The 25,441-nt window shown below is 67.2% G+C and carries 26 protein-coding genes; 7 read left to right on the top strand and 19 right to left on the bottom strand.

The features are described from left to right. Positions 1–316: 316 nt before the first annotated feature. From LTH96_RS05285 to LTH96_RS05270, 4 genes are all read right to left on the bottom strand, one after another. Positions 317–847: a DUF1697 domain-containing protein gene (locus tag LTH96_RS05285; protein ID WP_241464706.1), complete on the bottom strand. Its 531-nt coding sequence runs from the start codon at positions 845–847 to the stop codon at positions 317–319. Between the two features lie 24 nt (positions 848–871). Further along, complete coding sequence (locus tag LTH96_RS05280) at positions 872–1,891, bottom strand: universal stress protein (RefSeq protein ID WP_241464705.1); 1,020 nt, start codon at positions 1,889–1,891, stop codon at positions 872–874. A gap of 101 nt (positions 1,892–1,992) precedes the next feature. Continuing rightward, entirely contained in the window at positions 1,993–3,036 is a 1,044-nt protein-coding gene (locus tag LTH96_RS05275) for an NAD(P)-dependent alcohol dehydrogenase (RefSeq protein ID WP_241464704.1), read from the bottom strand. A 220-nt stretch (positions 3,037–3,256) separates the two neighbouring features. After that, the gene (locus LTH96_RS05270) at positions 3,257–4,348 is read right to left on the bottom strand and encodes a polymer-forming cytoskeletal protein (RefSeq protein ID WP_241464703.1); all 1,092 of its coding nucleotides are present in this window, start codon (positions 4,346–4,348) and stop codon (positions 3,257–3,259) included. A 503-nt stretch (positions 4,349–4,851) separates the two neighbouring features. On the opposite strand from LTH96_RS05270, the gene LTH96_RS05265 reads away from it, so the two are divergent. Together LTH96_RS05265 and LTH96_RS05260 are read left to right on the top strand one after the other, a co-directional pair. After that, on the top strand, positions 4,852–5,898 hold the full coding sequence (locus LTH96_RS05265; RefSeq protein WP_241464702.1) for a universal stress protein: 1,047 nt from the start codon (positions 4,852–4,854) through the stop codon (positions 5,896–5,898). A gap of 13 nt (positions 5,899–5,911) precedes the next feature. After that, positions 5,912–6,370 carry a pyridoxamine 5'-phosphate oxidase family protein gene (locus LTH96_RS05260; protein ID WP_241464701.1) on the top strand — a complete coding sequence of 153 codons (459 nt, stop codon included), beginning with the start codon at positions 5,912–5,914 and terminating at the stop codon, positions 6,368–6,370. Between the two features lie 18 nt (positions 6,371–6,388). On the opposite strand, the gene LTH96_RS05255 is transcribed toward LTH96_RS05260, so the two are convergent. Both LTH96_RS05255 and LTH96_RS05250 read right to left on the bottom strand, forming a co-directional pair. Beyond that, on the bottom strand, positions 6,389–6,658 hold the full coding sequence (locus LTH96_RS05255; protein ID WP_241464700.1) for a PLD nuclease N-terminal domain-containing protein: 270 nt from the start codon (positions 6,656–6,658) through the stop codon (positions 6,389–6,391). A 19-nt stretch (positions 6,659–6,677) separates the two neighbouring features. Beyond that, the gene (locus LTH96_RS05250) at positions 6,678–7,139 is read right to left on the bottom strand and encodes a BON domain-containing protein (RefSeq protein WP_255727082.1); all 462 of its coding nucleotides are present in this window, start codon (positions 7,137–7,139) and stop codon (positions 6,678–6,680) included. Between the two features lie 434 nt (positions 7,140–7,573). Between LTH96_RS05250 and LTH96_RS05245 the strand changes: the two genes are divergently transcribed. Then, a complete protein-coding gene (locus LTH96_RS05245) occupies positions 7,574–7,924 on the top strand; it encodes a DUF2200 domain-containing protein (RefSeq protein ID WP_241465085.1) in 351 nt (116 codons plus the stop codon). Here the strand turns inward: LTH96_RS05245 and LTH96_RS05240 are convergent. The 9 genes from LTH96_RS05240 to LTH96_RS05200 all read right to left on the bottom strand — a co-directional run bounded on the left by LTH96_RS05240 (position 7,815) and on the right by LTH96_RS05200 (position 18,291). Further along, a complete protein-coding gene (locus LTH96_RS05240) occupies positions 7,815–8,255 on the bottom strand; it encodes an aldehyde dehydrogenase family protein (RefSeq protein ID WP_241465084.1) in 441 nt (146 codons plus the stop codon). The genes LTH96_RS05245 and LTH96_RS05240 overlap by 110 nt on opposite strands. 34 nt (positions 8,256–8,289) lie before the next feature. Continuing rightward, positions 8,290–10,185: an FAD-binding monooxygenase gene (locus tag LTH96_RS05235; RefSeq protein ID WP_241464698.1), complete on the bottom strand. Its 1,896-nt coding sequence runs from the start codon at positions 10,183–10,185 to the stop codon at positions 8,290–8,292. A gap of 10 nt (positions 10,186–10,195) precedes the next feature. Next, positions 10,196–10,981 (bottom strand): HpcH/HpaI aldolase/citrate lyase family protein, encoded by a 786-nt coding sequence (locus LTH96_RS05230; protein ID WP_241464697.1) that lies wholly within the window; start codon positions 10,979–10,981, stop codon positions 10,196–10,198. Further along, positions 10,966–11,751 (bottom strand): 2-oxo-hept-4-ene-1,7-dioate hydratase, encoded by a 786-nt coding sequence (hpaH, locus tag LTH96_RS05225; RefSeq protein WP_241464696.1) that lies wholly within the window; start codon positions 11,749–11,751, stop codon positions 10,966–10,968. Before hpaH ends, LTH96_RS05230 begins: the two co-directional genes overlap by 16 nt. 63 nt (positions 11,752–11,814) lie before the next feature. After that, positions 11,815–12,924, bottom strand: a complete 1,110-nt coding sequence (gene hpaD, locus LTH96_RS05220) for a 3,4-dihydroxyphenylacetate 2,3-dioxygenase (RefSeq protein ID WP_241464695.1) — start codon at positions 12,922–12,924, stop codon at positions 11,815–11,817. Positions 12,925–12,972: 48 nt separating this feature from the next. After that, on the bottom strand, positions 12,973–14,478 hold the full coding sequence (gene hpaE / locus LTH96_RS05215) for a 5-carboxymethyl-2-hydroxymuconate semialdehyde dehydrogenase (protein WP_241464694.1): 1,506 nt from the start codon (positions 14,476–14,478) through the stop codon (positions 12,973–12,975). A gap of 15 nt (positions 14,479–14,493) precedes the next feature. Then, positions 14,494–15,156: a GntR family transcriptional regulator gene (locus tag LTH96_RS05210; protein WP_241464693.1), complete on the bottom strand. Its 663-nt coding sequence runs from the start codon at positions 15,154–15,156 to the stop codon at positions 14,494–14,496. Next, positions 15,153–16,640 carry a fumarylacetoacetate hydrolase family protein gene (locus LTH96_RS05205; protein WP_241464692.1) on the bottom strand — a complete coding sequence of 496 codons (1,488 nt, stop codon included), beginning with the start codon at positions 16,638–16,640 and terminating at the stop codon, positions 15,153–15,155. The genes LTH96_RS05210 and LTH96_RS05205 overlap by 4 nt, the downstream gene beginning before the upstream one ends. Positions 16,641–16,809: 169 nt before the next feature. Continuing rightward, a complete protein-coding gene (locus LTH96_RS05200) occupies positions 16,810–18,291 on the bottom strand; it encodes an APC family permease (protein ID WP_241464691.1) in 1,482 nt (493 codons plus the stop codon). A gap of 299 nt (positions 18,292–18,590) precedes the next feature. Between LTH96_RS05200 and LTH96_RS05195 the strand changes: the two genes are divergently transcribed. Together LTH96_RS05195 and LTH96_RS05190 are read left to right on the top strand one after the other, a co-directional pair. Next, positions 18,591–19,589 (top strand): helix-turn-helix domain-containing protein, encoded by a 999-nt coding sequence (locus LTH96_RS05195; protein ID WP_241464690.1) that lies wholly within the window; start codon positions 18,591–18,593, stop codon positions 19,587–19,589. Positions 19,590–19,616: 27 nt separating this feature from the next. Continuing rightward, complete coding sequence (locus LTH96_RS05190) at positions 19,617–20,234, top strand: TetR/AcrR family transcriptional regulator (RefSeq protein WP_241464689.1); 618 nt, start codon at positions 19,617–19,619, stop codon at positions 20,232–20,234. A gap of 40 nt (positions 20,235–20,274) precedes the next feature. On the opposite strand, the gene LTH96_RS05185 is transcribed toward LTH96_RS05190, so the two are convergent. Further along, positions 20,275–22,290, bottom strand: coding sequence for a primary-amine oxidase (locus LTH96_RS05185; RefSeq protein ID WP_241464688.1), 2,016 nt, complete (start codon positions 22,288–22,290; stop codon positions 20,275–20,277). 74 nt (positions 22,291–22,364) lie between these two features. On the opposite strand from LTH96_RS05185, the gene LTH96_RS05180 reads away from it, so the two are divergent. Beyond that, entirely contained in the window at positions 22,365–22,976 is a 612-nt protein-coding gene (locus LTH96_RS05180; RefSeq protein ID WP_241464687.1) for a hypothetical protein, read from the top strand. Beyond that, positions 22,973–24,382 (top strand): aldehyde dehydrogenase family protein, encoded by a 1,410-nt coding sequence (locus LTH96_RS05175; RefSeq protein WP_241464686.1) that lies wholly within the window; start codon positions 22,973–22,975, stop codon positions 24,380–24,382. The genes LTH96_RS05180 and LTH96_RS05175 overlap by 4 nt, the downstream gene beginning before the upstream one ends. A gap of 171 nt (positions 24,383–24,553) precedes the next feature. Here LTH96_RS05175 and LTH96_RS05170 read toward each other — a convergent pair whose 3' ends face one another. From LTH96_RS05170 to LTH96_RS05160, 3 genes are read right to left on the bottom strand one after another with little or no spacing between them, the layout of a single operon-like run. Further along, positions 24,554–24,721 carry a zinc transporter permease gene (locus tag LTH96_RS05170; RefSeq protein WP_241464685.1) on the bottom strand — a complete coding sequence of 56 codons (168 nt, stop codon included), beginning with the start codon at positions 24,719–24,721 and terminating at the stop codon, positions 24,554–24,556. Beyond that, complete coding sequence (locus LTH96_RS05165; protein ID WP_241464684.1) at positions 24,714–25,052, bottom strand: metalloregulator ArsR/SmtB family transcription factor; 339 nt, start codon at positions 25,050–25,052, stop codon at positions 24,714–24,716. Before LTH96_RS05165 ends, LTH96_RS05170 begins: the two co-directional genes overlap by 8 nt. 40 nt (positions 25,053–25,092) lie before the next feature. Further along, the gene (locus tag LTH96_RS05160) at positions 25,093–25,431 is read right to left on the bottom strand and encodes a biopolymer transporter Tol (RefSeq protein WP_241464683.1); all 339 of its coding nucleotides are present in this window, start codon (positions 25,429–25,431) and stop codon (positions 25,093–25,095) included. Positions 25,432–25,441 lie beyond the last annotated feature (10 nt).

Below are 25,441 nucleotides of genomic sequence, written 5' to 3'. Positions count from 1 at the left end.
CCCCCCCCCCCCCGCCGCCCCCCCCCCCCCCCCCCCCCCCCCCCCGCCGCCCCCCCCCCCCCCCCCGCCCCCCTCGCCGGTGGCCAGGATCTTGAACGCGCTGCGGACTGTCATGACATGAGCGTAAGCGCGGACGCCTCTGTGACTCCAGTCCCGGCGCCCGACGACGACGGCGCCGCTGCAGCACCGCCACCGCTGCCAGCCGTGATCCTGGACTGCCGCACCCGTGAACCGTTGCGCGCAGGCTCGCCGTGGCATGCCGGTGCGCCCAGGAGCTCCGCGAGTTCGGAGACGATCCGGCCAGCTGGCGTTCGTGTCAGACATCGGAGAGGTCGAGAAGCTTGCGCACGGTGTTGAGGTTTCTCGCGGTCCCGGTCACTCCCAGCACCCGGGAGATGGTCGGCTCCTTCATCTGGGGCGAGCCCGCGCCGTCGGCGTAGCGCAGGTGCATCTCGCGGTCGATCACCTGCCAGCGGTCGTCGCCGGTCTCCAGCAGGGCGGCGGCCTGTACCGCCTCGGCTGTCGGCGCGGACTGTAGAAAGCTGATGTAGGAGAACCGCGGGTCGAGCTCTTCGAACGGATGGGCTTCCAGGGCGGCGAGAACCTCTTCCCGGGACCGGCTGATCACCTCCCGGAAGAAGCCGAAGCGTGTCTGCACAGCGGCTTCCAGCGCCCGGTCGAAGTTCTCAGCCGGTCCGGGCGGGTTGCACAGCAGATTGCCCGACGCGATATGGCTGGACACCTCGGTGGCCCCGAGGGACTCGGCCAGGTCGCGCCACTGGGCCATCGGAAGCCTGGCCGTGCCGCCGACGTTCACGGCGCGGACCAGAATGATCCTGCGGCTCACAGCGGAAGCCTCACTGCGACGACGTCATCGCGAGGGCTCGGGATGGTCCTCCAGCCGCTCGTCCTTCAGATCAGGGACCACCATCACCGGGCCCTCCGCGCGCAGCAGCACGCCGCGGGAGACCGACCCCATCAGCGCTCCGGTGAATCCGCTGCGACCCCGGGTGCCGATCACGGTCAGCTGCGCCTCCCGGGTCTGCTTCACCAGCTGAGCGATCGGATCCCCCGGCTTCACCGACGCGGTCACCTCCAGGGCCGGAAAGTGCCTCTTCACCAGGGCGAGCTCGGTCTCCAGGGTCTTCTCCAGCTGCGTCTTGCGCCGTTCGGTGACGCTCTCATCAGGGGAATCAAGCTCCGGATACCACTCCAGCCACGCCTCCAGAGACGGCAGCGCCATCAGCAGATGCAGCGTGACCCCCCGGTTCTGTGCCGACAGCGCGGCCTGGAGCATCGCGACCCGACTCTGACCCGACGCGTCGATGCCGACCACCACCGGACGCCGATCCCTGCCCGCAATGAACCGACCAGCGCCCTCAGCCTGACTCTCAGGCTCGTTGACCTTGTACTGCCGGGGCACCACCACGGTGGGGCAGTGCGCGTGGGCCGGCAGCGCCGAGGACACCGATCCCAGCACCCTGCCCAGGAACCCTCCCCTGCCCCGAGCGCCGACGACGGCGAGCTCCGCAAGGGCGGAGAGATCCACCAGCACCCCTGCGGCATCTCCGCGTTCGGTCCGGTAGATCACCTTGCCTGAGTAGTCCTTCAGGTATTCCCTGGCCTCGGCGAGGACGGTCTTGGCTGCGTCGACGGCCACCTCGGCCTCGGATTTCTCCGGCACCGCAATCAGGGTGGTGTAGATCCGGGCCGGAACGTGGAACGCGCTGACCACGGTGAGCACCCGCCCGCTGCGCTGCGCCGCCAGGGCCCCGTAGTGCAGGGCGAGGAAGGACTGCTTGGAACCATCGAAGCCGACCAGCACCCCCAGATCACGTGTGGCGGGATCAAATGCGACAGGTCGTGGTGCTGCGTGAGCGTCGTTGTCCATGACAATCCTCCACCCGGGGGTCTGATATCAGCAGATGCGAGCGACGCCCCCGTGGTCGGATTTCGCCCGCTTCGTTTCCGATCCTATTCCTCGACCCCAGATCAGGGAACCACTACAGCGCGACCGCGCAGTTCGCCGTCGTGCAGCTTGCGGTAGGCCTCGGGCCCCTGATCCAAGCTGAAGGTCTCGGTCTCGACGGCGAGCTGACCTGTGCGCGCCAGTTCGAAGACCTCCATGAGCTCGGGCCGTGAGCCCCAGTAGGGCGCCCGGATGCGAGACCCGAAGGGCTGGCCGAGCAGTCCCACCGTGGTCTCCACGGATCCGGCTCCCGCCAGCACCAGGTCGGTGCGCGGACCGCTGAGCGAGCGCACGATGTTCATCACGGGGCCGTTGGTGACGAAGTCGAACACCGCGGTGACCGGGCCCGGCCCCACGGCTTCGGCGATCTGTGCGGCGGCCTGGTCGTCGGAGAGGAAGGCGTGATGAGCTCCGACCTCGCGGGCGAAGTCGAGCTTGCTCTGGCTGATGTCCAGCGCGATCACTGTGGAAGAGGTCAGGGTGCGCAGCAGCTGCACCGCGATGTGGCCGAGGCCGCCAACTCCGATCACCACGGCCACGCTGCCGGGGACCAGCAGATCCAGTGACCCCTGGATCGCGTGGTAGGGGGTCAGTCCGGCGTCGGTGAGGGCCACCGTGGCAGACGGGTCCAGATCTCCCAGCGGGATCAGCAGCCGCGGGTCCGTGACGATCATGTACTCGGCCATCGCCCCGTCCTTGCCCAGTCCCGGTGGCGTGATGCCGAGGGCGGCGGCGTGGGGGCAGTAGTTCTCGATGCCCTGGGCACAGCTGAGGCAGCGCCCGCAGCCCTGCGGACCGTAGACCGCGACGGCCTCGCCGACCTCGATGCCGGAGGCGCCCTCACCCAGAGCGTCCACGACCCCGACGCCCTCGTGTCCCAGCGTCATCGGCAGCGGGTAGCCGAAGGCGGCGTACTGCTCCTCGCTGAGTCCCATCACGAAGCTGTCCGAACGGCAGGCGCCCGCGGCGGTGATGCGCAGCCGGACCTCACCGGGGCCGGGTTCCGGGGTGGGGACCTCGCGCACCTGCGGCGGTTGGCCGATGGCGACGTATTGGAGAGCTTTCATGGTGATCCTCCTGGATTCGTCCTGCACGGTCACTCGGTTCCCCCGGCATCCATCGCAGTTGCCAGCGCGCGCCGATGGTCCTGACTATGCCAGTTGATGGGCACTTCTGGTCGTGTATCGCTGGACCCACTGTGCGTGAATGGGACTCGCCGTCCCAGGGCCGCAGGTCCCGTTGACAACCAGAGCGGCGGGCGAAGCTTCCGGTCAGGCCTGCATTCCGCTACCTGACCGCCGGTTCCCCGAGAGGCTCCCCCGGTGGTTCCACGGGTGGGTTGGCGGTTGTTCTGCCGGGTGGCTCCGCGATGACCTCGGGACGCACCCGCCATGGCCGCTGAGCATAGAAGGCCAGAAGCTGTGCGCCGAGGCCGAAGAGCACCATCGCAAGCCACACCACGATGTTCAACCACGGAACGTGCAGAGCGAAGATCAGGATCAGCCCACCGACCAGGGTCATGACGACAGGTCGCTGGGAGTCCCGGAACAGCAGTCGCCCGATGAAGTGGGATCCGTAGACGAACGTGGCCAGCGTCAGCAGCAGCCATACCAGGAGACCAGCAATAGCCAGCGGGGCGCCGATGATGGTGATCAGCAGCGCGACCAGCATCACCGGAACGACGATCGAGGCGACGAACCCCACGAGCAGCGCCTTCCAGGGAGCGTGCCTCAGCTGATCGGTGACCCGTGTCAATCTGCCGGGAAGCAGCAGTCCGGCCAGCAGAGTGATCAGGCTCAGCGCAACCAGCGCGTAGAGCAGCCCGAGGAACCACCCGATGAACAGCGCCCACGGCGACGGCTCCATCTCCGGTGCTGGTGTCGGGGCGATGCGTTCGACGTCGCCGTCCACCGCACCCTCAGCTATGGTCGCGTCACGGTCGCTGTAATAGGTCACGTCTCCCCCGACGGCCCCGTCGATGGTGAGACCGTCGACGGCAGCCACCAGGTCTCGGCCGAGGTCTCCTCCGATAGTGGCCGATCTTGCCGCGGCGACGAGATCGTCTCCGATCGATCCATCTTCAGCGAGGTTCAGGACTGAGGCGAAGACGGTTCCGCTCCGCCCGACCTCCCCACTGATCGACACATCCTGGGCCGCCAGGCGAACGTTTCCATCGATTGTGCCGGTGATGTCGATCGTCTGAGCTGCCGCGATCACGTCACCCGAGATGTCGCCACTGATGGTGATGCTCTGCCCGGAGACGTAGACATCGCCCTGGACCTGTTCCGAGACCTCGACGGAGACGCCGCTGAAGAACTGCGGGCCCTCCCCATCATCTGATGTCGACGCAATCTCAGATGTGGCGAGGGATCCCTCCAAGGGTACGGACTCTGAGGGTGCGGACTCTGAGGGTGCGGAGGCCGTGGCGCTCGCCGTGGGGAGAAGCATCACACCACCCGCCATCAGGGCTGCAGCGACGAGACGAAGATTCCTGCCTGGCGAGCTCATGATGGAGGCCTCTCTGAGCGGGGACTTACCTGGTTCGACGTCAGCTGCGGCGCCGGAAGTTCTCGGTGGTCAGAAGAGGCTTCAAGATCGCGCACGGGTGGAGCTCGGCATGTGTGTTTCACAGGCGGAGCCCTTAGGGTGATCGCTCACGAAGCCACGAAGCTGATTCCACTGTCCAGCGTGGCTCACCAGTGGTGCAGGGCCATTGGTCCCGCCGGCTGCCCGAGATCGTCAGATGCGCTGCCGTTCATCCTGATGTGACGCTTCCGCCCCGAGAAAACACTCATGACACGATGTTTTCATACCAGAAAAGTAGATTATTGATAGAGGCCAAAGACCCTAGATCGATGGAATACGAGACGTATGGTTGGGCCATGAATCCTTCTCACGAGAGTGGCACTGACCACGACCCCGGTGTTCTTGTAGGCATGGACGGCTCAGCCGCCGGTCAGCGCGCCTTCCGAGCTGGTCTGCGAATCGCTCAGCAACGAAACCTCCCGCTGCGCCTGGTCGGCACATTCGCCCGCCCCGTGGTGACTGACGCCTACTACGTGCCGATGATGGACGAATATTTCGAGGCCGTGGTCAAAGAGGTGCACGAGATGCTCCGTGGGTACGCGACACAGGCGGAGGCGTCCGGGGTGAAGGTCACCGTGCGTGCCGTACAAGGCGACCCGGGCTCCGAGCTGGTCGCGGAGTCCAAGTCCGCGCAGGTGGTCGTCGTCGGCAAACGCGGACGCAACCGCTTCGCCGGCCGCTTCCTCGGCAGCGTATCGGCCAAGCTTGCCGCTCATGCGCACTGCCCCACCCTGGTGGTCCCCGAGAAGTGGGAGAACGAGTCCTCGACAGAGCTCCTCGCCCCGGCTCAGGACCTGCCCACTGGTCAGACCGGCGCCACCGAGCCGCTGGCTCAGATGGAAGAGTCGAGCCCTCGAACGCATGAGCGCCGCCATTTCGCCAACGTGGAAACGGATCTCAACTTCGATTCCGAGATCGTGGTGGGAATCGACGTCGAGACCGACCCTGAGCTGGTCGTGAACCTGGCGGCGCAGGCGGCCGCACTGCTGGACAACCCGCTGACCCTGGTCTCGGCCGCTCCCCTGAACGCACAGGGGCACTGGTGGCCCAACACCATCGAACACAATCTCGAGATTCCTAATCTGCGCCGCCCCTACACGGAGCACCTGCAGAAATCAGCCGACCGGGTATCCGAGGAGTTCCCAGAGGTTCCCGTGCGCTGGCAGTTCTTCGACGGCTCACCCGCAGGCGTGCTCTCCGAGGCTTCCAGGACTGCGGAGCTGGTGGTCCTCGGAACCCGCGGCCACGGAGGGTTCTCCGGTCTGCTCCTCGGCTCCGTCAGCCAGGCAGTGCTCAATCGCGCGGTCTGCCCCGTTCTCGTGGTGCCCACTCACAAGCATTGAAAGTGACACGCCCATGATTCTCGAACACGCAGACGGTGAACCGATCCTCACGCTGAACCCAGATCAGATCTGGGGGCTGCTCGAACGGGGCCGATTCGGGCGCCTGGTCGTCGTCGTCGGGCAACGCGCAGACATCTTCCCGATCAACTACGCCGCGGCGCCTGACCGGACGTTGGTCTTCCGCACCGCCCCGGGCACGAAGCTCGCGAAGCTCGCGATCAATGAGACGGTCCTGTTCGAGGCGGACCACATCTCTGTTGACACGGCATGGTCGGTGACGGTGCGCGGCCAGGCGCAGTGGCTGCAGAGAACTGAAGAGATCGAAGAGGCAGAGAGGCTGGAGCTGCGGCCCTGGGCGCCCTCTGTGAAGGACAACTACGTGCGGGTGACCCCTACCGAGATCAGTGGCCGCCACTTCCAGTTCGGCCCCCATCCTGAGCGAGAACTCGGTGAAGGATCTGAGGCAGGCTGAGCGCCGAGAGCGCAGCCATCAGTCGGTCCGGCGACCCTTGAGGAAGTAGCTGATCGGTCCGACGTAGTTGACTGCGATGATCGCGGCCCAGATGCCCTTCTTGCCGTTGACCTGATTCGCAGGCCGCCTGGCAAGGTCGACCCAGGCCGCCACGGCCAGCGAGATCTGGACGATGCTGAACACCATGGTCCCGGCCCGCCTGCCCGGGCTCATGTCCTTCCACTGCTTCTTCGGGGACTTCCTCGCATCCTTCACGGGGTGCTTCTTGATCACGGTCTTCTTCTTCATATTCTGCTCCTTCTTGAGGTCATAGTGGGCAGACGTCGAGGCGGTTGTCCACCTCGATCACCCCTGGGGAGATCCATGCTGCGAGACCTGCCTGCCGCTTCTCGGCCAGAGACTTGACCTTCCCCGTCAGAACCGCCGTCTGACCGGTGATGGTGGCGACGACGTGGTCGGCGTCGATCCGGGGGTCCCGGAACGCGGCGTTCCTGAGTCGTTCCTCCGCATTCTGCAACGGCGTACGGGCAGCAGTGGCGATCTGGTTCTCCACTGATTCGACTCCGGGGATGTTCCGGACTGCCCGCTCGGCAGCCTCACACTGATAGGTCCAGTCGACCAGACCGAACAAGGTGACGTGACGATCCTCGACCCAAGCCGTGACGTTGCCCTCGCGCAGCTCCGAGATCCATCTGAGTTCGGACTCCACGACCTCCCGGAGGGATGTGCTGACATGAGTCTCGGCCTGTGCTGAGGTCTGGATCGACAAAGTCCTTCAGTCCCTTCACGCGGTTCTGGGCACGATATCGCGCACCAGGATCCACTCTGGCGCGTGTATCGGGCCGCCGCCTAGGGCCATAGGTCCTGCCACCGTCTCGTCAGCGTTCCAATGCCGGAATCGGGGCACATCCTTCGGCAAGACGTCGTCAGAACGCTGGCGGGACGGGACATCCCCCCGTGTTTGTCGCATCTCTATGCCAGGTCCCACGGTTTGGACGGAAACAACGATGCGACACCTGAAGGAGACGGGTCGGGGGTCCGGAGCCGAGGGGTCGGGCTGGGGTCGCGGAGCAACGCTGGGACGACGGTGGACGCCCGCGGTCCCACCGAGCGGAGCCCCATCCGTTGAGTCATCACTGCATCCCGTGGGACCGTGGAGACGAGATGTCAGAGCAGAGGTCCGCGTCCGACCAGGAGCCCCCGATGACCAAGCACCGCATCTACACGATGAGCTTCGCGTCCGTGTATCCGCACTACGTGACCAAGGCGGAGCGCAAAGGACGCAGCCAGGCTGAGGTCGACGCGATCATCTGCTGGCTCACCGGCTACTCCGCGCAGCAGCTGAGGGCGGTCCTGGACGAGGGGATCGACTTCGAGACGTTCTTCGCCCGGGCGCCCGCCATGAACCCCTCGCGCTCACTGATCACCGGGGTGATCTGCGGAGTCAGGGTGGAGGAGATCGAGGAGCCGCTGATGCGCGAGATCCGCTACCTGGACAAGCTGATCGACGAGATGGCCCGGGGCAGGGCGATGGAGAAGGTGCTGCGCGGGTGAGCCCGACCATGCCGGCCTCGAGCCGCTCGGCGATCTTCGTCGCGGTCTGCAGCTTCCCGGCATAGACGTACCCGGAGAGCCGGACCTCGACCGTGTTCGCCCGCCCGATCACCGCGTCCAGACCGGTCCAGGCCACCACCGGCGCGACCGGTCCGAAGATCTCCCCGCTGCGGATCTCCGCATCCACAGGCACCCCGGTGAGCAGGGCCGGGGCGAGCAACGCTGCATTCGTGCCCTCCGGCAGGGCAGCTTGCGCGGCCGCGGCGTCGGTCTTGGACTTTCCGTTCCCGGCAACGATCAGATCGCGCAGCCGCTCGGCCTGCTCCTGCATCCGGAAGTACGCGGCCATGAGCACCTCGAACGGTTCATCGGGTGGCCTCCAGGAAGATCGGGGCGAAGAACTCTGCCAGCGCGGCGGTGTCGGTCAGCGGCAGAACATGCGCCACGTACTGATCCGGTCGCACGACGACGACGCAGCCTTCCCGGCTGATCCCGCGCTCGCTGAAGATGTCATGCTCGGGGTGGGTGCCGAAGATCCGATCCCGGGCGGTGAGTCCGAAGGGCCCCACCGTGGGCAGGAACGCGCGCGGCGCGTGGGTGACGTCGAACTGGTCATGTGGCTGCTGGTAGATGACCTTGATGTCGAAGAGCGTGTCCTCGTCCTCGCCTCGCGGGGTGTGGCGCAGCACCGGTGAGCCGGGGTCGGTGTGAAGCCAGTGGGCCCAGTCGGCCAGCGCCGAGGGCTCTCCGGCGGCCGGGGCATCGGCGAAGACGTAGATCCTCCAGCGGCCGTCGGCGGTGGCCAGGTGTCCCAGCTGCAGCGGGTTGCCGTCACAGACCCGGGAGGCCAGCGCTGACTTGAACCGCTTGCCCACCGGGTATCCGGTGGCGAGCTGCTGATGGGTGGCCTCCCCGGTGACCAACGACGGGGTGTACTCGGTCATGAATCCAGCGGGGAATTCGATGGTCTTGACGTAGAAGTCCTCCAGCGCAGACGGGTCCTCCATCTCTTCGGGCTTCTGCGCCATCAGCGTGGACCACTCCTTGTCGAAGTCGATGAGATTCTGCGCGATGACCTGGCGTTCGCCGGAGTAGGTGTCCAGAAGCGCCGCCGGACTGCGGCCGGCCAGCACCTGCCCGAGCTTCCAGCCCAGGTTGAAGCCGTCCTGCATGGACACGTTCATGCCCTGGCCGGCCTTCGCGCTGTGCGTGTGGCAGGCGTCCCCGGCGATGAACACCCGCGGGGTGCGCTGACCGGTGAGCTCGGCGGGCACGTCGTCGAACTTGTTCGTGACCCGGTGCCCGACCTCGTAGACGCTGTGCCAGGCCACGTGCTTCACGTCCACCGTGTAGGGGTGCATGATCCGGTTGGCGTTCTCGATGATCTGCTCAATGGTGGTGCTGCGGACCTGTGCGCCCTCACCGGGCTGGACCTCACCGAGGTCCACGTACATCCGGAACAGGTGTCCGCCCTCGCGCGGGATCAGCAGGATGCTGCCGCCCGAGCGTGACTGGACGGCGCACTTGCGTCGGATGTCGGGGAAGTCGGTGACGGCCAGGACGTCCATCACGCCCCAGGCGTGGTTGGCCCGGTCCCCCTCCATGGTGCAGCCGATGGCGGTGCGCACCCCGCTGCGCGCCCCATCGGCGCCGAGCACATATTTGGCCCAGACGGTGCGCTCCTGGCCCGCCTCATCGCCGGCGGCGCGGCGCAGGGTGACCTCCACCGGGTGCTCCCCGGTCTCGTGCACGGTGAGGCCGAGGAACTCCCAGCCGAAGTCCGGGGTCATCCGGGAGGGAGAGTTCTCCATAGATTCCGCGAAGTAGTCCAACACCCGGGCCTGGTTGACGATCAGGTGCGGGAATTCGCTGATCCCGTGCGGGTCATCGGCGGGACGGGCGGTGCGCACGATGTTCTCGGGCGCCTCCGGGTCGGGCTTCCAGAAGGCCATCTCGGTGATGTGGTACGCCTCGTTGGAGATCTCGTCGGCGAAGCCGAACGCCTGGAAGGTCTCCACGCTGCGGGCCTGGATGCCGTCGGCCTGACCGACCTCGAGTCGGCCGTCGCGCTTCTCGATGATCCGAGTGTGCACCTGCGGGAACTGGGCCAGCTGGGCGGCGGCGATCATCCCCGCCGGGCCGGTGCCCACGATGAGCACGTCCATGTGCTCGGGGAGCTCCTGCGGACGGTCGAGTCCGACGCCGGCGGGCGCCTGGACACGGGGATTCTTGGAGACGTAGCCGTGATGGTGGAACTGCATGGATGACTCCTCAGTGAGCGGTGCGTGGGATGAAGTCCGCGGCGAGCTTCTCCGAGCCGCGCGCCACGAGCGAGACGTCGGCGCCCACGAGCACCCAGGACGCTCCGGCGTCGAGGTAGTCACGGGCGGCTGCCGGGTCGAAGGCGTTGACGCCGGCGGTCTTGCCGGCGCGCGCTGCGGCGGTGAAGGTGGCCTTCACGGCGTCGACCACCTGGGGGTGGGTCTGCTGACCGAGCAGCCCCATCGAGGCGGAGAGGTCGCTGGGACCGGCGAAGATCCCGTCGATGCCCTCCACCGCGGCGATCGCCTCGGCGTTCTCCACACCCTGGACGGTCTCGATCTGCAGGTGGATGCTCACATGCGAGGCGGCATCGTCGAGGTAGTTCGGCACCCGGTTCCAGCGTCCGGAGCGGGCCAGCGCGTTGCCGATCCCGCGGCGCCCCGCGGGCGGGTACTGCGTGGAGGCGGCGACCTGGCGGGCCTGCTCGGGCGTGGAGATCATCGGGATCAGCAGGTTCTGCACGCCGAGGTCCAGCACCTGCTTGATGGTCACCGGGTCGTCGGAGGAGAGCCGGACCAGCGGGGTCACCGGGTACCCGGAGAGCGCATGCAGCTGGGCGAGCACGGATTCAAGCCCGTTGGGTGCGTGCTCCATGTCGATGAGCACCACGTCCAGCCCCGAGCCGGCCATGATCTCGGCCATCACCGAGGACCCGGAGCAGACCCATCCGCCGATCAGCGGGCGGTCGGCGGCGGCCAGGTCCGCGCGCAGGGTGGGGTTCAGTTGAAGCGGCATGTCAGGGTTCCCAGCTCTCCATAATCACAGGTGACGGTGTCTCCGGGCTCCACCCACATCGGGCGGGTGAAGGAGCCGGCGAGGATCAGCTCCCCGGCCTGCAGGCTGTCGCCGTGCTGGGCCAGCTTGTTCGCCAGCCAGACCACGCCCATGGCGGGGTGGTTGAGCACGGCGGCGGCCACGCCGGACTCCTCGATGGTCTCGTTGCGGTAGAGCAGCGCGGAGACCCAGCGCAGATCCACCGCGTCCGGGGCCACCGGGTTGCCGCCGTAGACCATGGCGCCCATCGCGGCATTGTCGCTGATGGTGTCCACGATCGTGCGGCCCTGCATCTCGATCCGGCTGGAGAGGATCTCCAGCGCGGGCACCACGTAGTCGGTGGCGTCCAACACGTCGAAGACCGTGACTCCGGGGCCCTTCAGCGGCTTGCCGAGCTTGAAGGCGAGCTCCACCTCGATGCGCACGTTGGAGAAGCGGCTGTGCTCGATCACCGAGCCGTTCTCGAAGACCATGTCGTCGAAGATCGCCCCGTAGTCGGGTTCGGTGATCCCGGTGGCCACCTGCATGACCTTGGAGGTGAGCCCGATCTTGCGGCCCACCAGCCGGCGTCCGGACGCCACGGCGCGGCGTCGCCATTCGTTCTGCACCGCGTAGGAGTCCTCGATGGTCATCTCGGGGTGGCGGGTTGTGAGCCGCGGGATCATGCTGCGCTGCGCCTCGGCTGCGGCGAGCTCGTCGGCGATGGTGGTGATCTGCTCTGGTGTCAGCATTGTGCACTCCGGATCATGGCGCTCCTGATCATAGGTCTCCCGGTCATAGGTCTCTGGACAGCCTCAGAGCTGGTGGCCCAGCTTGTACTCGCCCTGTTTCCAGGAGGGCATGGAATCCTCGTCGTCCTTGCGGGTGTAGGAGAACCCGTCGGCGCCGATGGTCACGTCCATCTCGGAGCTCTCCGTGCGCTCCACCGAGGGCACCGGGCGTCCGTGCAGGTCCAGCACGGTGGAGGCCTCGGTGTACCAGGACGGGACCACCGGGTTGCCCCACCAGTCGCGGCGCTGGTTGTCGTGCACGTCCCAGGTCACCACCGGGTTGTCCGGGTCTCCGGTGTAGTAGTCCTGGGTGTAGATCTCGATCCGGTGCCCGTCGGGGTCACGGATGTAGAGGTAAAAGGCGTTGGAGACCCCATGCCGGCCGGGGCCGCGCTCGATGTGGTCGGAGAGCCGCAGCGCGCCGAGCTTGTCGCAGATCGCGAGCACGTTGTGCTTCTCATGGGTGGCGAACGCGACGTGGTGCATCCGCGGTCCCGCGCCGCCGGTCATCGCGGTGTCATGGACGGTGGGCTTGCGCCGCATCCAGGCCGCGTAGGTGGTGCCGTGCTCATCCTGGATGTCCTCGGTGACCCGGAAGCCGAGGTCCTCCATATAGGCCACGGCCTTGGGCACGTCCGGTGTGACCTGGTTGAAGTGGTCCAGCCGGACCAGGGCGCCAGGGGTGTAGAGGTCATAGCGCCAGGCCAGCCGCTCCACGTGCTGCACATCGTGGAAGAACTCGTAGGGGAAGCCCAGCGGGTCCTGGACCCGCACCGAGTCGCCGATGCCGCGGGTGAAGCCCTCCTTGCGCCGAATGACCTCGCAGCCGAGCTCGCGGTAGAACGCCTCCGCCTTGTCCAGGTCCTCCGGTGCGCGCACCCGGTAGGAGAAGGCGGCCACGGCGGCCTGCTCCCCGCGGCGCAGCACCAGGTTGTGGTGGATGAACTCCTCCATGGAGCGCAGGTAGATCGCGTCCTCGTCTTCGGCGGTGACCGTGAGGTCGAGGACATCCACGTAGAAGTCGCGGGAGCGCTGCAGATCGGTGACGATCAGCTCCATATAGGCGCAGCGCAGGATGTCCGGCGCCGGTGAAGAGGGGGTGGGAATCCGACCCGGGATGGGGTTGTCATTCATCAGAAGCGTCCTTGCTCGATGGTGGAAGGTGTGGGGTGCGGTGAAGCCTCAGTCGGCCTTGCCGAATACCGGGTTGTGGACCTCGCCGAGGTTGATGTGCACGGCCTGCTGGTCGGTGTAGAAGTCCAGTGAGCGGTAGCCGCCCTCGTGGCCCAGTCCGGAGGCCTTGACCCCTCCGAAGGGGGTGCGCAGATCCCGGACGTTGTTCGAGTTCAGCCAGACCATCCCGGCCTGGACCGACTGGGCGAAGTTGTGCGACCGCTTGAGGTCATTGGTCCAGATATACGCGGCCAGCCCGTACTTGGTGTTGTTGGCCAGTTCCAACGCCTCGGCGTCAGAGTCGAAGGGAGTGATGGCGACCACCGGGCCGAAGATCTCCTCCTGGAAGATCCGCGCCTCAGGCGCGACGTCGGCGAAGACCGTGGGCGCCACGAAGTTCCCGCTCGGGAACCCCTCCGGGCGACCGCCGCCGGCAAGAAGCCGCGCCTCGGTCTTGCCGATCTCGATGTAGCTCATCACCTTCTCGAAGTGCTCGGGGTGCACCAGCGCGCCGACCTCGGTGCCGGGCTCGTGCGGCAGTCCGACCTTGACCCGCTTGGCCTGGGCGGCGTAGCGCTCGAGGAACTCGGGGTAGATGCTGCGCTCCACCAGGATCCGGCTGCCGGCGGTGCAGCGCTCGCCGTTGAGCGAGAAGACCCCGAAGATGGTGGCGTTGACGGCCGCCTCAAGGTCAGCGTCGGCGAAGACGACGGCGGGCGATTTCCCGCCGAGCTCCATGGAGAGGCCCTTCAGCGCCGGTGCCGCGTTGGCGAAGATGGTCTGCCCGGTGCTTGATTCACCGGTGAAGGAGATCAGCGGCACGTCCGGGTGCTTGACCAGGGCGTCACCGGCCTGCTCACCGAGCCCGTTGACCAGGTTGAACACGCCCCTGGGCAGTCCGGCCTCTTCGAAGATCCCGGCCCACAGGCTCGCCGAGAGCGGGGTGAACTCGGCCGGCTTGAGCACCACCGAGTTGCCGGCGGCCAGGGCGGGAGCCAGCTTCCAGCTCTCCAACATGAAGGGGGTGTTCCAGGGGGTGATCAGTCCGGCCACACCGATCGGCTTGCGGCTGACGTAGTTGATCTGTCGTCCCGGCACCTTGTAGACGTCATCGGCCTGGGCGACGATCAGATCGGCGAAGAAGCGGAAGTTCTCGGCAGCGCGGCGGGCCTGCCCGAGGGCCTGGGTGATGGGCAGCCCGGAGTCGAAGGACTCCAGCTCCGCGAGCCGGGCGCCGCGCTCTTCGACGAGGTCGGCGATCCGGTGCAGCACCCGGGAGCGTTCCCGGGGCAGCGTCTCGCGCCAGGTCCCGGTCTCGAAGGCGCGGGCCGCGGCGGCCACGGCGAGGTCGACGTCGGCCTTGGTGCCGGCGGCGGCGCTGATGTAGACCTCGTTGGTCACCGGGTTGAGCACCTCGAAGGTGCCGCCCTCTGCGGAGTCGAGGAACTCGCCGTCGATGTAGTGCTGGATGCGTTCCGGCAGATCGGCCGGGACGGGGCTCTGGTAGTCGTTCATCTCTGGTGGGTCTCCTTAGGAGTCGGTGCGCTGCTGGCGGTAGGCCTCGACGGTGCGCCACTTGTGCTGGCGCACTGCCATCTCGATCTCCAGCGGCTCGGCATTCTCACGGATGAGTCGAAGGATGTCGTCGTGCTCCTGGACCGAGCGGGGCGCCCGGTCCGGCACGAAGGCGAAGGTGGAGCTGCGCAGCCCGGACATCCGGTTCCAGCCGCGGTCGGCGAGCTCGGAGATGTGCGGATTGGGGCAGCGCTGGAAGAGCGCCCGGTGGAACTTCTCATTGAGCGAGGTGAAGGCCACCGGATCGAAGTCCTCGAGCATGGCGCGCATCGAATCGTTGATCGCCTGGGCGCGGGCGAGGTCGGCGTCAAGCATCAGCGGCAGCGCCAGCGCGGTGGCCGCACCCTCGAGCACCCCGAGTGTCTGCATGGTGTCGATGTACTCGTCCTGGTTGACCATGGCGACCCGGGCGCCGACATTGCGTTCGAACTCGATCAGGCCCTCGGCCTCGAGCCGGCGCACCGCCTCGCGGACCGGGACCACGCTGATGCCCAGCTCCTTGGCTATGGCGCCGAGGACCAGCCGGTAGCCGGGGTTGAACTCGCGGCCGACGATGCGCTCGCGGATCCAGTCGTAGGTCAGCTCGGACTTGCTGATCCGCTCATCGATGCGGATCACGGGCCCTCTCCCTTGACGAGGGGGGCCTCGGCGCCGGCGCGTCCCTGTTCGGCCTCGTAGCGGGCGCGCCAGGTGGAGTTCATCGGAAAGAGTCCGTCCACCGGGTTCCCGGCCTTGACCTGTTCGGCGACCCAGGCGTCCTCGGCCTCCTTGACCAGCGCCGCCTCGGCCACCTCGTCGGCGATCGAGGGCGGGAGCACGATGACGCCGTCGTCGTCGCCGACGATGATGTCGCCTGGCTGCACGGTCGCTCCCCCACAGGCCACGGTGAGATCGGCGTCCCAGGGGACGTGCTTGCGGCCGAGCACCGCCGGGTGCGGGCCCTGACTGAACACCGGGAGTCCGATCTCGGCCACGGTGGAGTAGTCGCGCACCCCGCCGTCGGTCACGACACCGGCGGCACCGCGATGCAGCGCACGCAGCGCCAGGATGTCTCCCAGGGTTCCCGAGCCGCGCTCTCCGCGGGCCTCGATCACGATGACCTCGCCCGAGTGCACGGAGTCGAACACCTGCTTCTGGGCGTTGAAGCCGCCTCCGCGGGAGGCGAAGAGGTCTTCTCGGTGGGGCACGAAGCGCAGGGTCCGGGCAGTGCCGATGAGCTTATGGCCGGGGCGGGTGGGGCGCACGCCGTCGACGGTGACGTTGTTGTACCCGCGTCGGCGCATCTCCTGGGAGAGGGCGGCGACCGGCACCTGTTCCAGCGTGGCGCGCAGTTCGGGATCCAGGCCGGGGGCCTGCTTCGGGGGCAGGCCGGCGGCCTCCCGGGAGCCCCAGGCCTCTTCGCGCTGGGTGTCGTCCACGCTGGGCAGCGAGCCCAGGGCGGGATCGAACACCCCTGGTCCCTCCGTCACCGGGCTGACCAGTCGGCCGCTGGTGAGCCCGCGGGCGGCGTCGACCTCGACTTCGATGGTGTCCCCCGGCTCCGCCACCGAGGCGCCGGCGGGAGTTCCGGTGAGGATGATGTCTCCGGGCTGCAGGGTCATGTGCTGGGACAGGTCGGCGATGAGCTGGGTCAGCGGAAAGATCATGGAGCCGGTGGCGCCGTCCTGGACGAGGTGACCGTTCTTCCAGGTGCGCACACGCAGCTTCCTCGGGTCCACCTCCGCGGCATCGATGAGTTCGGGGCCCACCGTGGTGTAGCCGTCGCGGCCCTTGTTGCGCACGTTGGAGCCCTTGTCCGCGGCGCGCAGATCGTAGAGCCCCCAGTCGTTGGCCGCGGTGACCGCGCGGACGTGGCTCCAGGCGTCATCGGCGGTGACCTGACGTGCGGCGGTGCCGATGATCAGCGCGATCTCACCCTCGAAGGCGAGCAGCTCCGTCCCGCCGGGACGCTGCACGGAGTCCCCGGAGACGCCCAGCGAGCTGGTCGGCTTGAAGAAGTAGGACGGGGTCGCCGGGCGCCGGCCGCGCTCCGCGGCGCGGGACTCATAGCTGATGTGCACGGCGACGATCTTGCCGGGTGTGCCCAGTTCCTGCGCAGTCATATGGTCTCCTCGACGATCCGGCCCGGATCCCTCCGGTAGATGATATTCCAGATCGTATACGGTATGTGATGCGACGCACAACCCCTTCGAGTGGTTGTTGCCCGGGGAGCCGCGATGCGCTGGGCCGCGCAGCGCGGAGTGCACTGCAGGGTCTGAGCCCGGCTGTGATTCACCCGATGTCTGCTCCACTCACGCTGGCGTAGAGCTCGGGCCGCCGGGTGCGCAGGTATTCGCCCCAGATGAGTCCCAGGATGCCCGCCCCGACGATCACACCGGGAAGCACGACCACCAGCGGGGAGAAGCCGTCGGAGTCGATCATCACGTCGAAGTTGAACATGATCAGCACCGCGATGATGCCGAGTCCCACGGCTGAGATCAGCGGCGCTATGGTGCGGACGAACAACGGGTGCTGCTGCGGATCCCGATTGAAGTAGCGCATGATGGCCACCGAGGTCAGGCACAGCAGCAGCACCAGACCGAATCCCGCCGCGTTGGTCAGCCAGGGGAACATCGTCATCACCGGGAAGAGCGGACCGAAGTCGGAGCCGACCCCGGCCACGGCGAAGATCAGGATGAAGACCACGCCGATCACGCTCTGGGTCAGCGAACCTGCCACCGGGGCTCCGTTGGAGGCTCCCGTTCGCCCGAGGATCTGTGGCAGCACCCGAGCCCGGCCCAGCGAGAAGAAGTACCGGGCAGCCGCATTATGGAAGGCCACCATGGCGGCGATGATGCTGGTCATGAACAGCACTGCGGCGAGGTTCACCAGCAGCGCAGGCAGATGGCCGTCGAGGAAGATGAAGAGCAGGTCCGGGCCCCATTCCTGGGACTGGGCCACGATCTGCGAGGGGCCGATGCCCACGGCGAAGGCCCAGGCGGAGAAGGCGTAGAAGACGGCGATGATCGAGACCGCGATGTAGGTCGCGCGCGCCACCGATCGCTCTGGGTTCTTGGCCTCCTCCGAGTAGATCGCACCTGATTCGAACCCCATGAAGGCGGCGATGCCGAAGGCCAGGATGGCCCCGAGGCTGCCGTTGAACCAGTTCTCCAGCTGCAGCGGTGCGGCACTGATCCCTTCGGGGGACGTCGAGAGCGAGAGCACGCTGACCACGATCACGACCAGGAACTCCAGCAGCACGATCACTGCGAGAACCTTCGCCGAGAGGTCGATGCGATTGACCCCGAGCGCGCCGACGATCACCCACCCCACCAGGGCGCAGATCCACCAGGCGACCTCCAGGCCGAAGAGGTCATTGACGATCGACGAGGCGGTGAAGCCGAAGACTCCGTAGAGGCCCACCTGCATCGCGTTGTACGTCACCAGAGCCAGGAAGGAGCTCCCGATCCCGATCCGGGTGCCCAGCCCGGCTGTGACGTAGGCGTAGAAGGCGCCGGCATTCTGCACGTAGGTGCTCATCCGCCCATAGCCCAGCGCGAAGAACACCAGGATCACACCGAGCAGCAGGTACCCGACGGGCACTCCGATCTCAGCGGTGACGGCGAAGCTCGCGGTGGCTCCCCCGGCCAGGACCGTCAGCGGTGCGGAGGCTGCGATGATCAGGAACACCAGGGCCGGGACTCCCAGTGTTCGTCTGGCCAGGGTGGTGTTCTCGACCGCCGTGGGCCGGGTGGGGGCAGTGTGCTCAGTCATCAGGGTGCTCCATCTGCTCGCAGGTGCCGGCGAGGGTGTCGTTGCAGGTGCAAGTGCCGGTGCCGGTGCCGGTGCCTCGAAGTATCTCGAGCCGAAGCCCAGCGTGTCTTGCATCACGGTGCAGCGGCCTTGCGCATCCGGGCGGAGATTCTCGAACCCCGTCAGCACCGACCCTTTACAGCCTGTGTGAGCACTGTCACACTGAAGGGCCACCAAGGTTCACGTGTTCGGAACGCCTGTGTCCTCGATCTTGAGCACGTGCTCAATAACCTGGTGTGAACCCCTGCACAGGAGCGACGATGCACACGATCAACACGACGAACGCCGATCTCGAGCCGCTCTCCCCTGACCTGCCCCTCCCGGCCTCCGATCTCGCGACGTGGCGCGAGGCCATCGCAGCCGCCGTCGTGCCGCTGGAGATCCAGGCGAAGCCGGGCACCACCTTCGCCGGACACATCCGCAGCTCTGCCGTTGACGGCGTGGGGGTCTACGAGCTGCTCACCACGGCCCACACGGTGCGCCGCACACCGAAGCTGATCTCCAAGGACGATTCCCAGTTCTACAAGCTCAGCCTGCAGCTCTCCGGCCGCGGCATCCTGGAGCAGGATGGCCGCCGCGCCGAACTGGGCCCCGGGGACCTGGCCATCTATGACACCCACCGCCCCTACGCCCTGCACTTCCCGGAGCCCAGCCGGACCATGGTGATGGTGATTCCGCGGGAGCCGGTGGAGCTCACGGCGGAACAGATCGCCCGAGTCACCGCGACCTGCTTCTCCAGCGACCGGGGCTTCGGACGACTGATCAACCCGTTCTTCGTCGAGCTGTGCAACAGCATCGAGCAGCTGCCCGGAGCCTATGGTGCCCGGCTGGTCCATTCCGCGCTGGATCTGATGGTGACCATGCTCGCCCATGAGCTCGACACCCGCAGCGGCGGACCCAGCTCCCCCACCGGAAGCCTGCATCGGGAGATCCGCGAGTACATCCTGAACCACCTGGGTGATGAGACGATGACCCCGGCATCGATCGCCGCGGCCCACTTCGTCTCGCTGCGCTACCTGTACACGATCTTCGCGGAGGAGGGCGAGACGATCTCCGCCTGGATCCGGGCGCGGAGGCTGGAACACATCCGCCGAGATCTGGTGGATCCGATCTACGCGCAGCGACCGGTCTCCTGGGTGGCGGGGCGCTGGGGACTCCATGACGCGGCGCACTTCTCCCGGCTGTTCAAGGCCGAGTACGGAGAGTCCCCGAGCGTGTACCGGCGTCAGCGCCTGGCCGGGGGGTCACTGGCCGCCTGAGCGCGCACGATGCGGGAGAATCAGCTCATGCCGAAGAAGATCGATCGTGAAGACCGCCGCCAGCAGATCGTGCGGACCTATCTGCGCATCGCCGATCGCGACGGCCTCGAGGCTGCGACCTCCCGCGCCGTCGCCACGGAGCTGGGCGTCTCCACCGGATCGCTCTGGCACTACTTCTCCGGGTTCGACGACGTCGTCTTTCGGGCCTTCACGCTGATCTTCGAGCGGACCAACACGCGGATCACCGAGGGGGTCGGGTGCCATTCAGGACTGCGCGCACTGATGGCCCTGCTCGAAGAGGTCCTTCCGGTCGGCGAGGAGACCGAGCGTGAGGCGCTGATCGTCACCAACTTCTGGGGCCGCGCCTCCTCCAAGCCGGCGCTGGGTCAGTTCCAGACCGAGGTGGGAGTGAAATGGCGCCAGCAGATCACCGACCACCTGAGCGAGGCGATCGACGCCGGGGAGCTCACCGCCGCTGCGCCGGTCGAGGAGATCGCCGATGTGCTCATGGTGCTGATCACCGGGCTCCAGGTGGAATGCGCGCTGCGCACCCCGCTGGCAGACACGCAGAGGCAGTGGCGGACTGTCCGCCACTGCCTCTCCTCCTGGCTCACCCAAGCTGGCCGCGCCGCCGTCGAGCTCTGACGGACTCCCACGTCAGGTCCGGGCGGAAGAGCAGGTCAGCTCAGCTGCAGCCGCACCCGCAGGACTTCTCCTGCCCGGATTCTCCCGACTCCCCCGCGACGCCCGACTCCCCCGCGACGCCGGACTCCCCGGTGGCGCAGTGTCCGGAGGTCTCCGGTGGCACGTCCAGGGTCGGGTTGCGGTCGAAGAAGCCGTAAGGCGTGAGCTTGAACCCGGCATAGTCCACCGGCATGATCGGCCAGTCCTCGGTGCGCGGGAAATGGGTCAGCCCGAAGGTGTGCCACAGCACCAGATCCTGTCCCTCCAGGGACCGGTCCTGCTCGATGTAGCTGGACAGGCCGCCGAATCCAGGATTGAGGTTGACCTGATCCCCCGCGGGGAACTGCTCATCGGGGTGATGCTGGGTGACCCACAGATGGTGCCCGGCGAAGGCGGCGCGGCGCCGGATCGAGGAGTCTTCAGCCGCCAAGAGGGTGGGACTCTCCTCGGGATGCAGCAGATAGGAGGTGGGGGCCCCGACTCGGTTGGTCTTCTCCGCACTGCTGATCTGCCAGACCCGACCCACCGACCCCTTGGCATCGCGGACGGCCTCCTTCTCCGAGCGCAGCCGGGTGAAGCTGCGGGTGAAGGCGTTGCCCCAGGGATTCTCCTCGCTGGTGGGCACCCTGACGGCGTCGATCTCATCGACGGAGTTGCTGATCCCGTCCACGGTCATGTCCAGCCTCGCGCAGAAGAGGTGCTGGTGGACCGGCCCGCCCAGGCCCGGGGCGAGCTGCGTGGCGTAGGGGTAGTCGGGCGAGGGCATCCCGGAGGTGAAGACGATGCCGGTGGCCTTGGACTCGAGCTCGATCTTTCCGTCCAGATAGAGGTACCAGTAGAAGCCATAGTCGTAGTTGCCCACGGTGACGAAGAAGGACACCACGAGGCGGCGCTGGCGGCGGACCTCGCTGGTGCCGGAGAAGTCGTCGGTGTGCTTCCAGAGGATGCCGTAGTCCTCCTCGTGGATGCAGATCGCGTTGGGCAGCGTCCTGGGCTGGCCGTGGTCATCGACGACGACGGCGTCCACGTAGGTGATCTCACCCTTGCAGTCGCAGCCGAGCTCCAGCGCGTTGGCGAGCCGGCCGAACTGGTACTCCCCGACGTCGAAGTAGTTCTGCCAGGCGTGGGAGGGCGAGGGGTCGCCGTAGTTGACCACCATCTCGGCGATCGAGCCGCGATAGAGGATGGGCCTGTCCACGCCGTGGTCGTGGAAGCTCAGCTGGTGCAGCGTCAGGCCTTCGCGGCCGTTGAACCCGACCCGGACCTTCCAGTTCTCCCAGGCGAGCACCCCGTCCTGGAGGCTGAAGCTGACGCCTTCGGGCTGGGTGATGGAGATCGGCTTCAGCGAGGTGCGGTGTTCACCGCGCACGGCAGGGTCCAGGTAGTCACCGGACTCCTCCGGCACGTGCATGACCTCGGTCTCGACCACACGCAGGACCTTCTTGTGGGTCAGGTCCACGTGGGCGACCACTCCGTCGATCGGATGCGCCCAGATCGAATCGCTGGGGTAGTCCTGGCGGAAGGCGAGCGCGCGGACCATCCGCACACCGACCTCATCGGCGTAGCCGAAGATCCCGGCGGAGAGCCCGACGACGACGACCTTGTCCAGATCGGTCACGCCGCGCTTCGCGATCGCCTCGACCCAGCGCGGATCAGCCTTCACGATCGGGTCCGCGCCGGCGAGGTCCTCGTCGAAGCTCGGCGCGGATCCCTTCTCCACGGCGTCGACGTCGCGGCGCGCCACGATGGCCTCACGATCCAGGTCCAGCACGAGCTCGGTCAGTGTCAGCGTGTTCAGGTCGGTGAGCAGCAGCGCCACCTCCCGCGGCAGATGCACCCCGGGCGTCCAGGCCATGACGTCGTGCTTGGCGGGTTCGCGCAGCGTCACGTAGGAGATGCGGGTCGCATCGTTCAGCAGCGATTCGCGCTCCAAGACGCTTCGCATCGCGTCGATCTCGGAGACCGAGAGGGGCGTCAGGGGGTGGCGGTCCTGCTGGTCTGGGGTCTTGTCAGCCATGGTGATCCTCCTTATAGTTGAGCGCACGCTCAACAATAAATATGACACATCTCACATGGGTTCGGAAGGGTCAGATGGAAAAGATGACCATGATCCGCAGGGCGGCGGCCGGTGGCGCCGCCCTCTCGGGCCTGCTGCACCTGCTGATGCTCAGCCACGGACCCCACCTCGGCTGGGCCCTGGCGATGGCCGTCATGGCCATCATCTGCCTGCCGTGTGCCGGACACCTCTGGCGAGTTCCCAGTCCGCGCTCCTGGATCACGATCGCCGCGATGAACGCCAGCATGCTGGGCATGCACCTCTGGGTGATCGCCGGGCCTGAACCGGGTCACCCTGAACCTGCGGTTCTGACTTCTGCCGACGAGGCGCTCGTGGCGGGCCATCCCCACGGTCCGACCAGCAGCGTGGCGGCCGGCGTCGCCCCGGATGCCGGGGCGGCCACCACCAGCTCAGGAACCCCCGCAGAACTCTTCCACCACGTGCTGCTGCCTCTGGCCTCCGGTCTGGCAGCCATGGAGATCGTCTTGGCAGTCGCGGCACTGATCGTGCTGCGGCGACGAGACGGCGGTACGCCGAGCATGCAGGCAGGCAGAAGAGCCCTGCACGCGGAGTCAACATCCAGGCGCACGGGCGGGCCCATTCTGATCACAGCACCATCCGCCACTGACAAAGGAGTCACCCGATGAGCACCCAGACCACCGACCTTCTTGACCGCGTCCAGGATCCCGAAGATGGGCGAGAGATCCTCGATCCTGCCACCGGTGAACGGGTGGGCTTCGCCCCGCAGGCCACCGCCGAGGACCTCGATGCCGCCGTCGCAAGGGCACTCGCAGCCCAGCCAGGCTGGGCCGCCACCGGCGAGGACTCGCGCAGACAGGCTCTGCACGCGGCCGCCGACGCGGTGGAGGCCCACGCCGAGGAACTGGCGAGGCTGCTCTCCCGGGAGCAGGGCAAGCCGCTGAACGGACCCAACGCCCGCTTCGAGGTCGGCGCCTGCGTGGCCTGGCTGCGCACCACCGCGGACCTTCCGCTGGAGCCCGAGGTGGTCGTCGACGACGAGTCCGGCCGCGCAATCCTGCACTATCGTCCGCTCGGCGTCGTCGGGGCCATCGGTCCGTGGAACTGGCCGATGATGATCTCGATCTGGCAGATCGCGCCGAGCCTGCGGATGGGCAACACCGTGGTGATCAAGCCCAGCGGCTACACCCCGCTGAGCGTGCTCGCCCTGGTGGAGGTGCTCAACTCTGCACTGCCGGCCGATGTGCTCATCGCCGTTCCCGGCCGCGGTGATATCGGGGATCGGCTCTCCCGGCACCCGGATGTCGCGAAGATCATGTTCACCGGCTCCACGGAGACCGGCAAGTCCATCGTGAAGGCTGCCTCGGACACCATGAAGCGGATGACGATGGAGCTCGGCGGCAACGACGCTGGGATCGTGCTGGACGACGCCGACCCGCGGGCGCTCGCCGAAGGGATCTTCTGGGGCGCGTTCATCAACACCGGGCAGACCTGCGCGGCGCTCAAGCGGCTCTATGTCCCGGAATCGATCTACGCGCAGGTCTGTGACGCCCTGGTCGACGTCGCCAAGACCATGCCGATGGGCATCGGTCTCGAGGAGCAGAATGTGCTCGGTCCGCTGCAGAACCGCGCGCAGTGGGAGATCGTGGACCGGCTGGTGCGGGCCGCCAAGGACTCCGGCGCGCGGGTGCTGCTCGGCGGCGACCCCGACGCTCACGCCCCCGGAAATTTCTATCCGACCACCCTGGTGGCCGACATCGACCCGCAGAACCCGCTGGTGGTTCAGGAGCAGTTCGGTCCGGCGCTGCCGATCATCAAGTACACCGATCTGGATCAGGCCATCGAATGGGCCAACGCTCTGGATGAGGCCCTGGGCTCCTCGGTGTGGTCAGCGGACACCGACCGGGCGATCGAGGTGGCGGCGCGGCTGGTGGCCGGCACCACCTGGATCAACAAGCACGGCGCCGTGGACCCGCGGATCCCCTTCGGCGGAGCCCGCGAATCCGGCTTCGGGATGGAGTTCGGCGTGGCAGGCCTGAAGGAGGTCGCCCAGCCGCACGTGATCAGCCAGTAGCGCCTCCTCCGTTAAGGAACGGACGCGAGCGGAGAGGGAGCCGCCATGATCGGGGGCTCCCTCTTCTGCCTTCGCGCGGCGGACGAGAGCCACCGGCTCAGACTCAGTGCCGGTTCAGACTCAGTGCCAGTCGAGACTCAGCGCTGGTCGAGACTCAGTGCCGGTCGAGACTCAGTGCTCGTCGTAGTGGTCGCCATGAGCTGCATGGCGGTGGCCGTCGTGGACGTAGTCCACGTGGTCACCGTGCTCCACGGCCTCATGCCCGCAGTCCTCGCCGTGGGCGTGGTCGTGGTGGTTGTGCTCAGCAGTCTTGTGCTCGGCGGTAGGGTTCTCAGTCATGATGATGCTCCTTCGCGGCGGATTCGGCCGCCGATCGCTGGGGTACGGGTTCCTGTGCGTGCGCGATCGCGTCGGCGATCACATGGGAGACATGCTCATCGGCGAGCCGATGCTCGATCTCTCGGCCATGCCGATCGGCCAGCACAAGACCCGCCTGCTTGAGCGTCCGCAGATGCTGGGAGACCAGCGGTTGAGACATCGCGGTCAGCGCCACCAGCTCGTTCACCGTCTTCGGAGACTCACCGATCAGACAGAGCAGCCAGAGCCTCGACTCGTGGCCGAGAACCTTGAACAGCTGGGCCGCGCTGATCACCGCCGGGTTGTCACGCACAACCTCAGCACACCAGATAGATAAAGAGATTGCAATGTATTTATTGCGACGCACTCTCATCTGGGTCGTCAAGCGACTCGAGCTCGGCCAGCGACTGCTTCGCCGCGGCGATCCGCTGCGCCTCAGGCCGCTCCCACCAATACGGGCCGCGCTCCCCCAGCCCGGTCTTGGCCAGGCCGACCCGCCTGCGAGAGGCGGCCACCCGCTCGTCGTCGCCGGTCTTCTTGCCCGCCCCGACCCCGGATCGGCCGCGGCCCAGGTGGGATTTCAGCGCAGCGACCAGCTCCTCGGGCAGCGCCGGATCTGTCCGGCGCCAGCGCCGTCCCTTGATCACCAGCCAGCGTTCGGACTCCTCGGCGGACTGTGCACCTTCAGGCATCGACATCTCC

It is taken from the genome of Nesterenkonia sp. LB17 (assembly GCF_022565915.1).
Classification (GTDB): Bacteria; Actinomycetota; Actinomycetes; order Actinomycetales; family Micrococcaceae; genus Nesterenkonia.
Note: the sequence above shows the minus strand (reverse complement) of the source record. Positions and strands in the feature narration are given on the sequence as shown.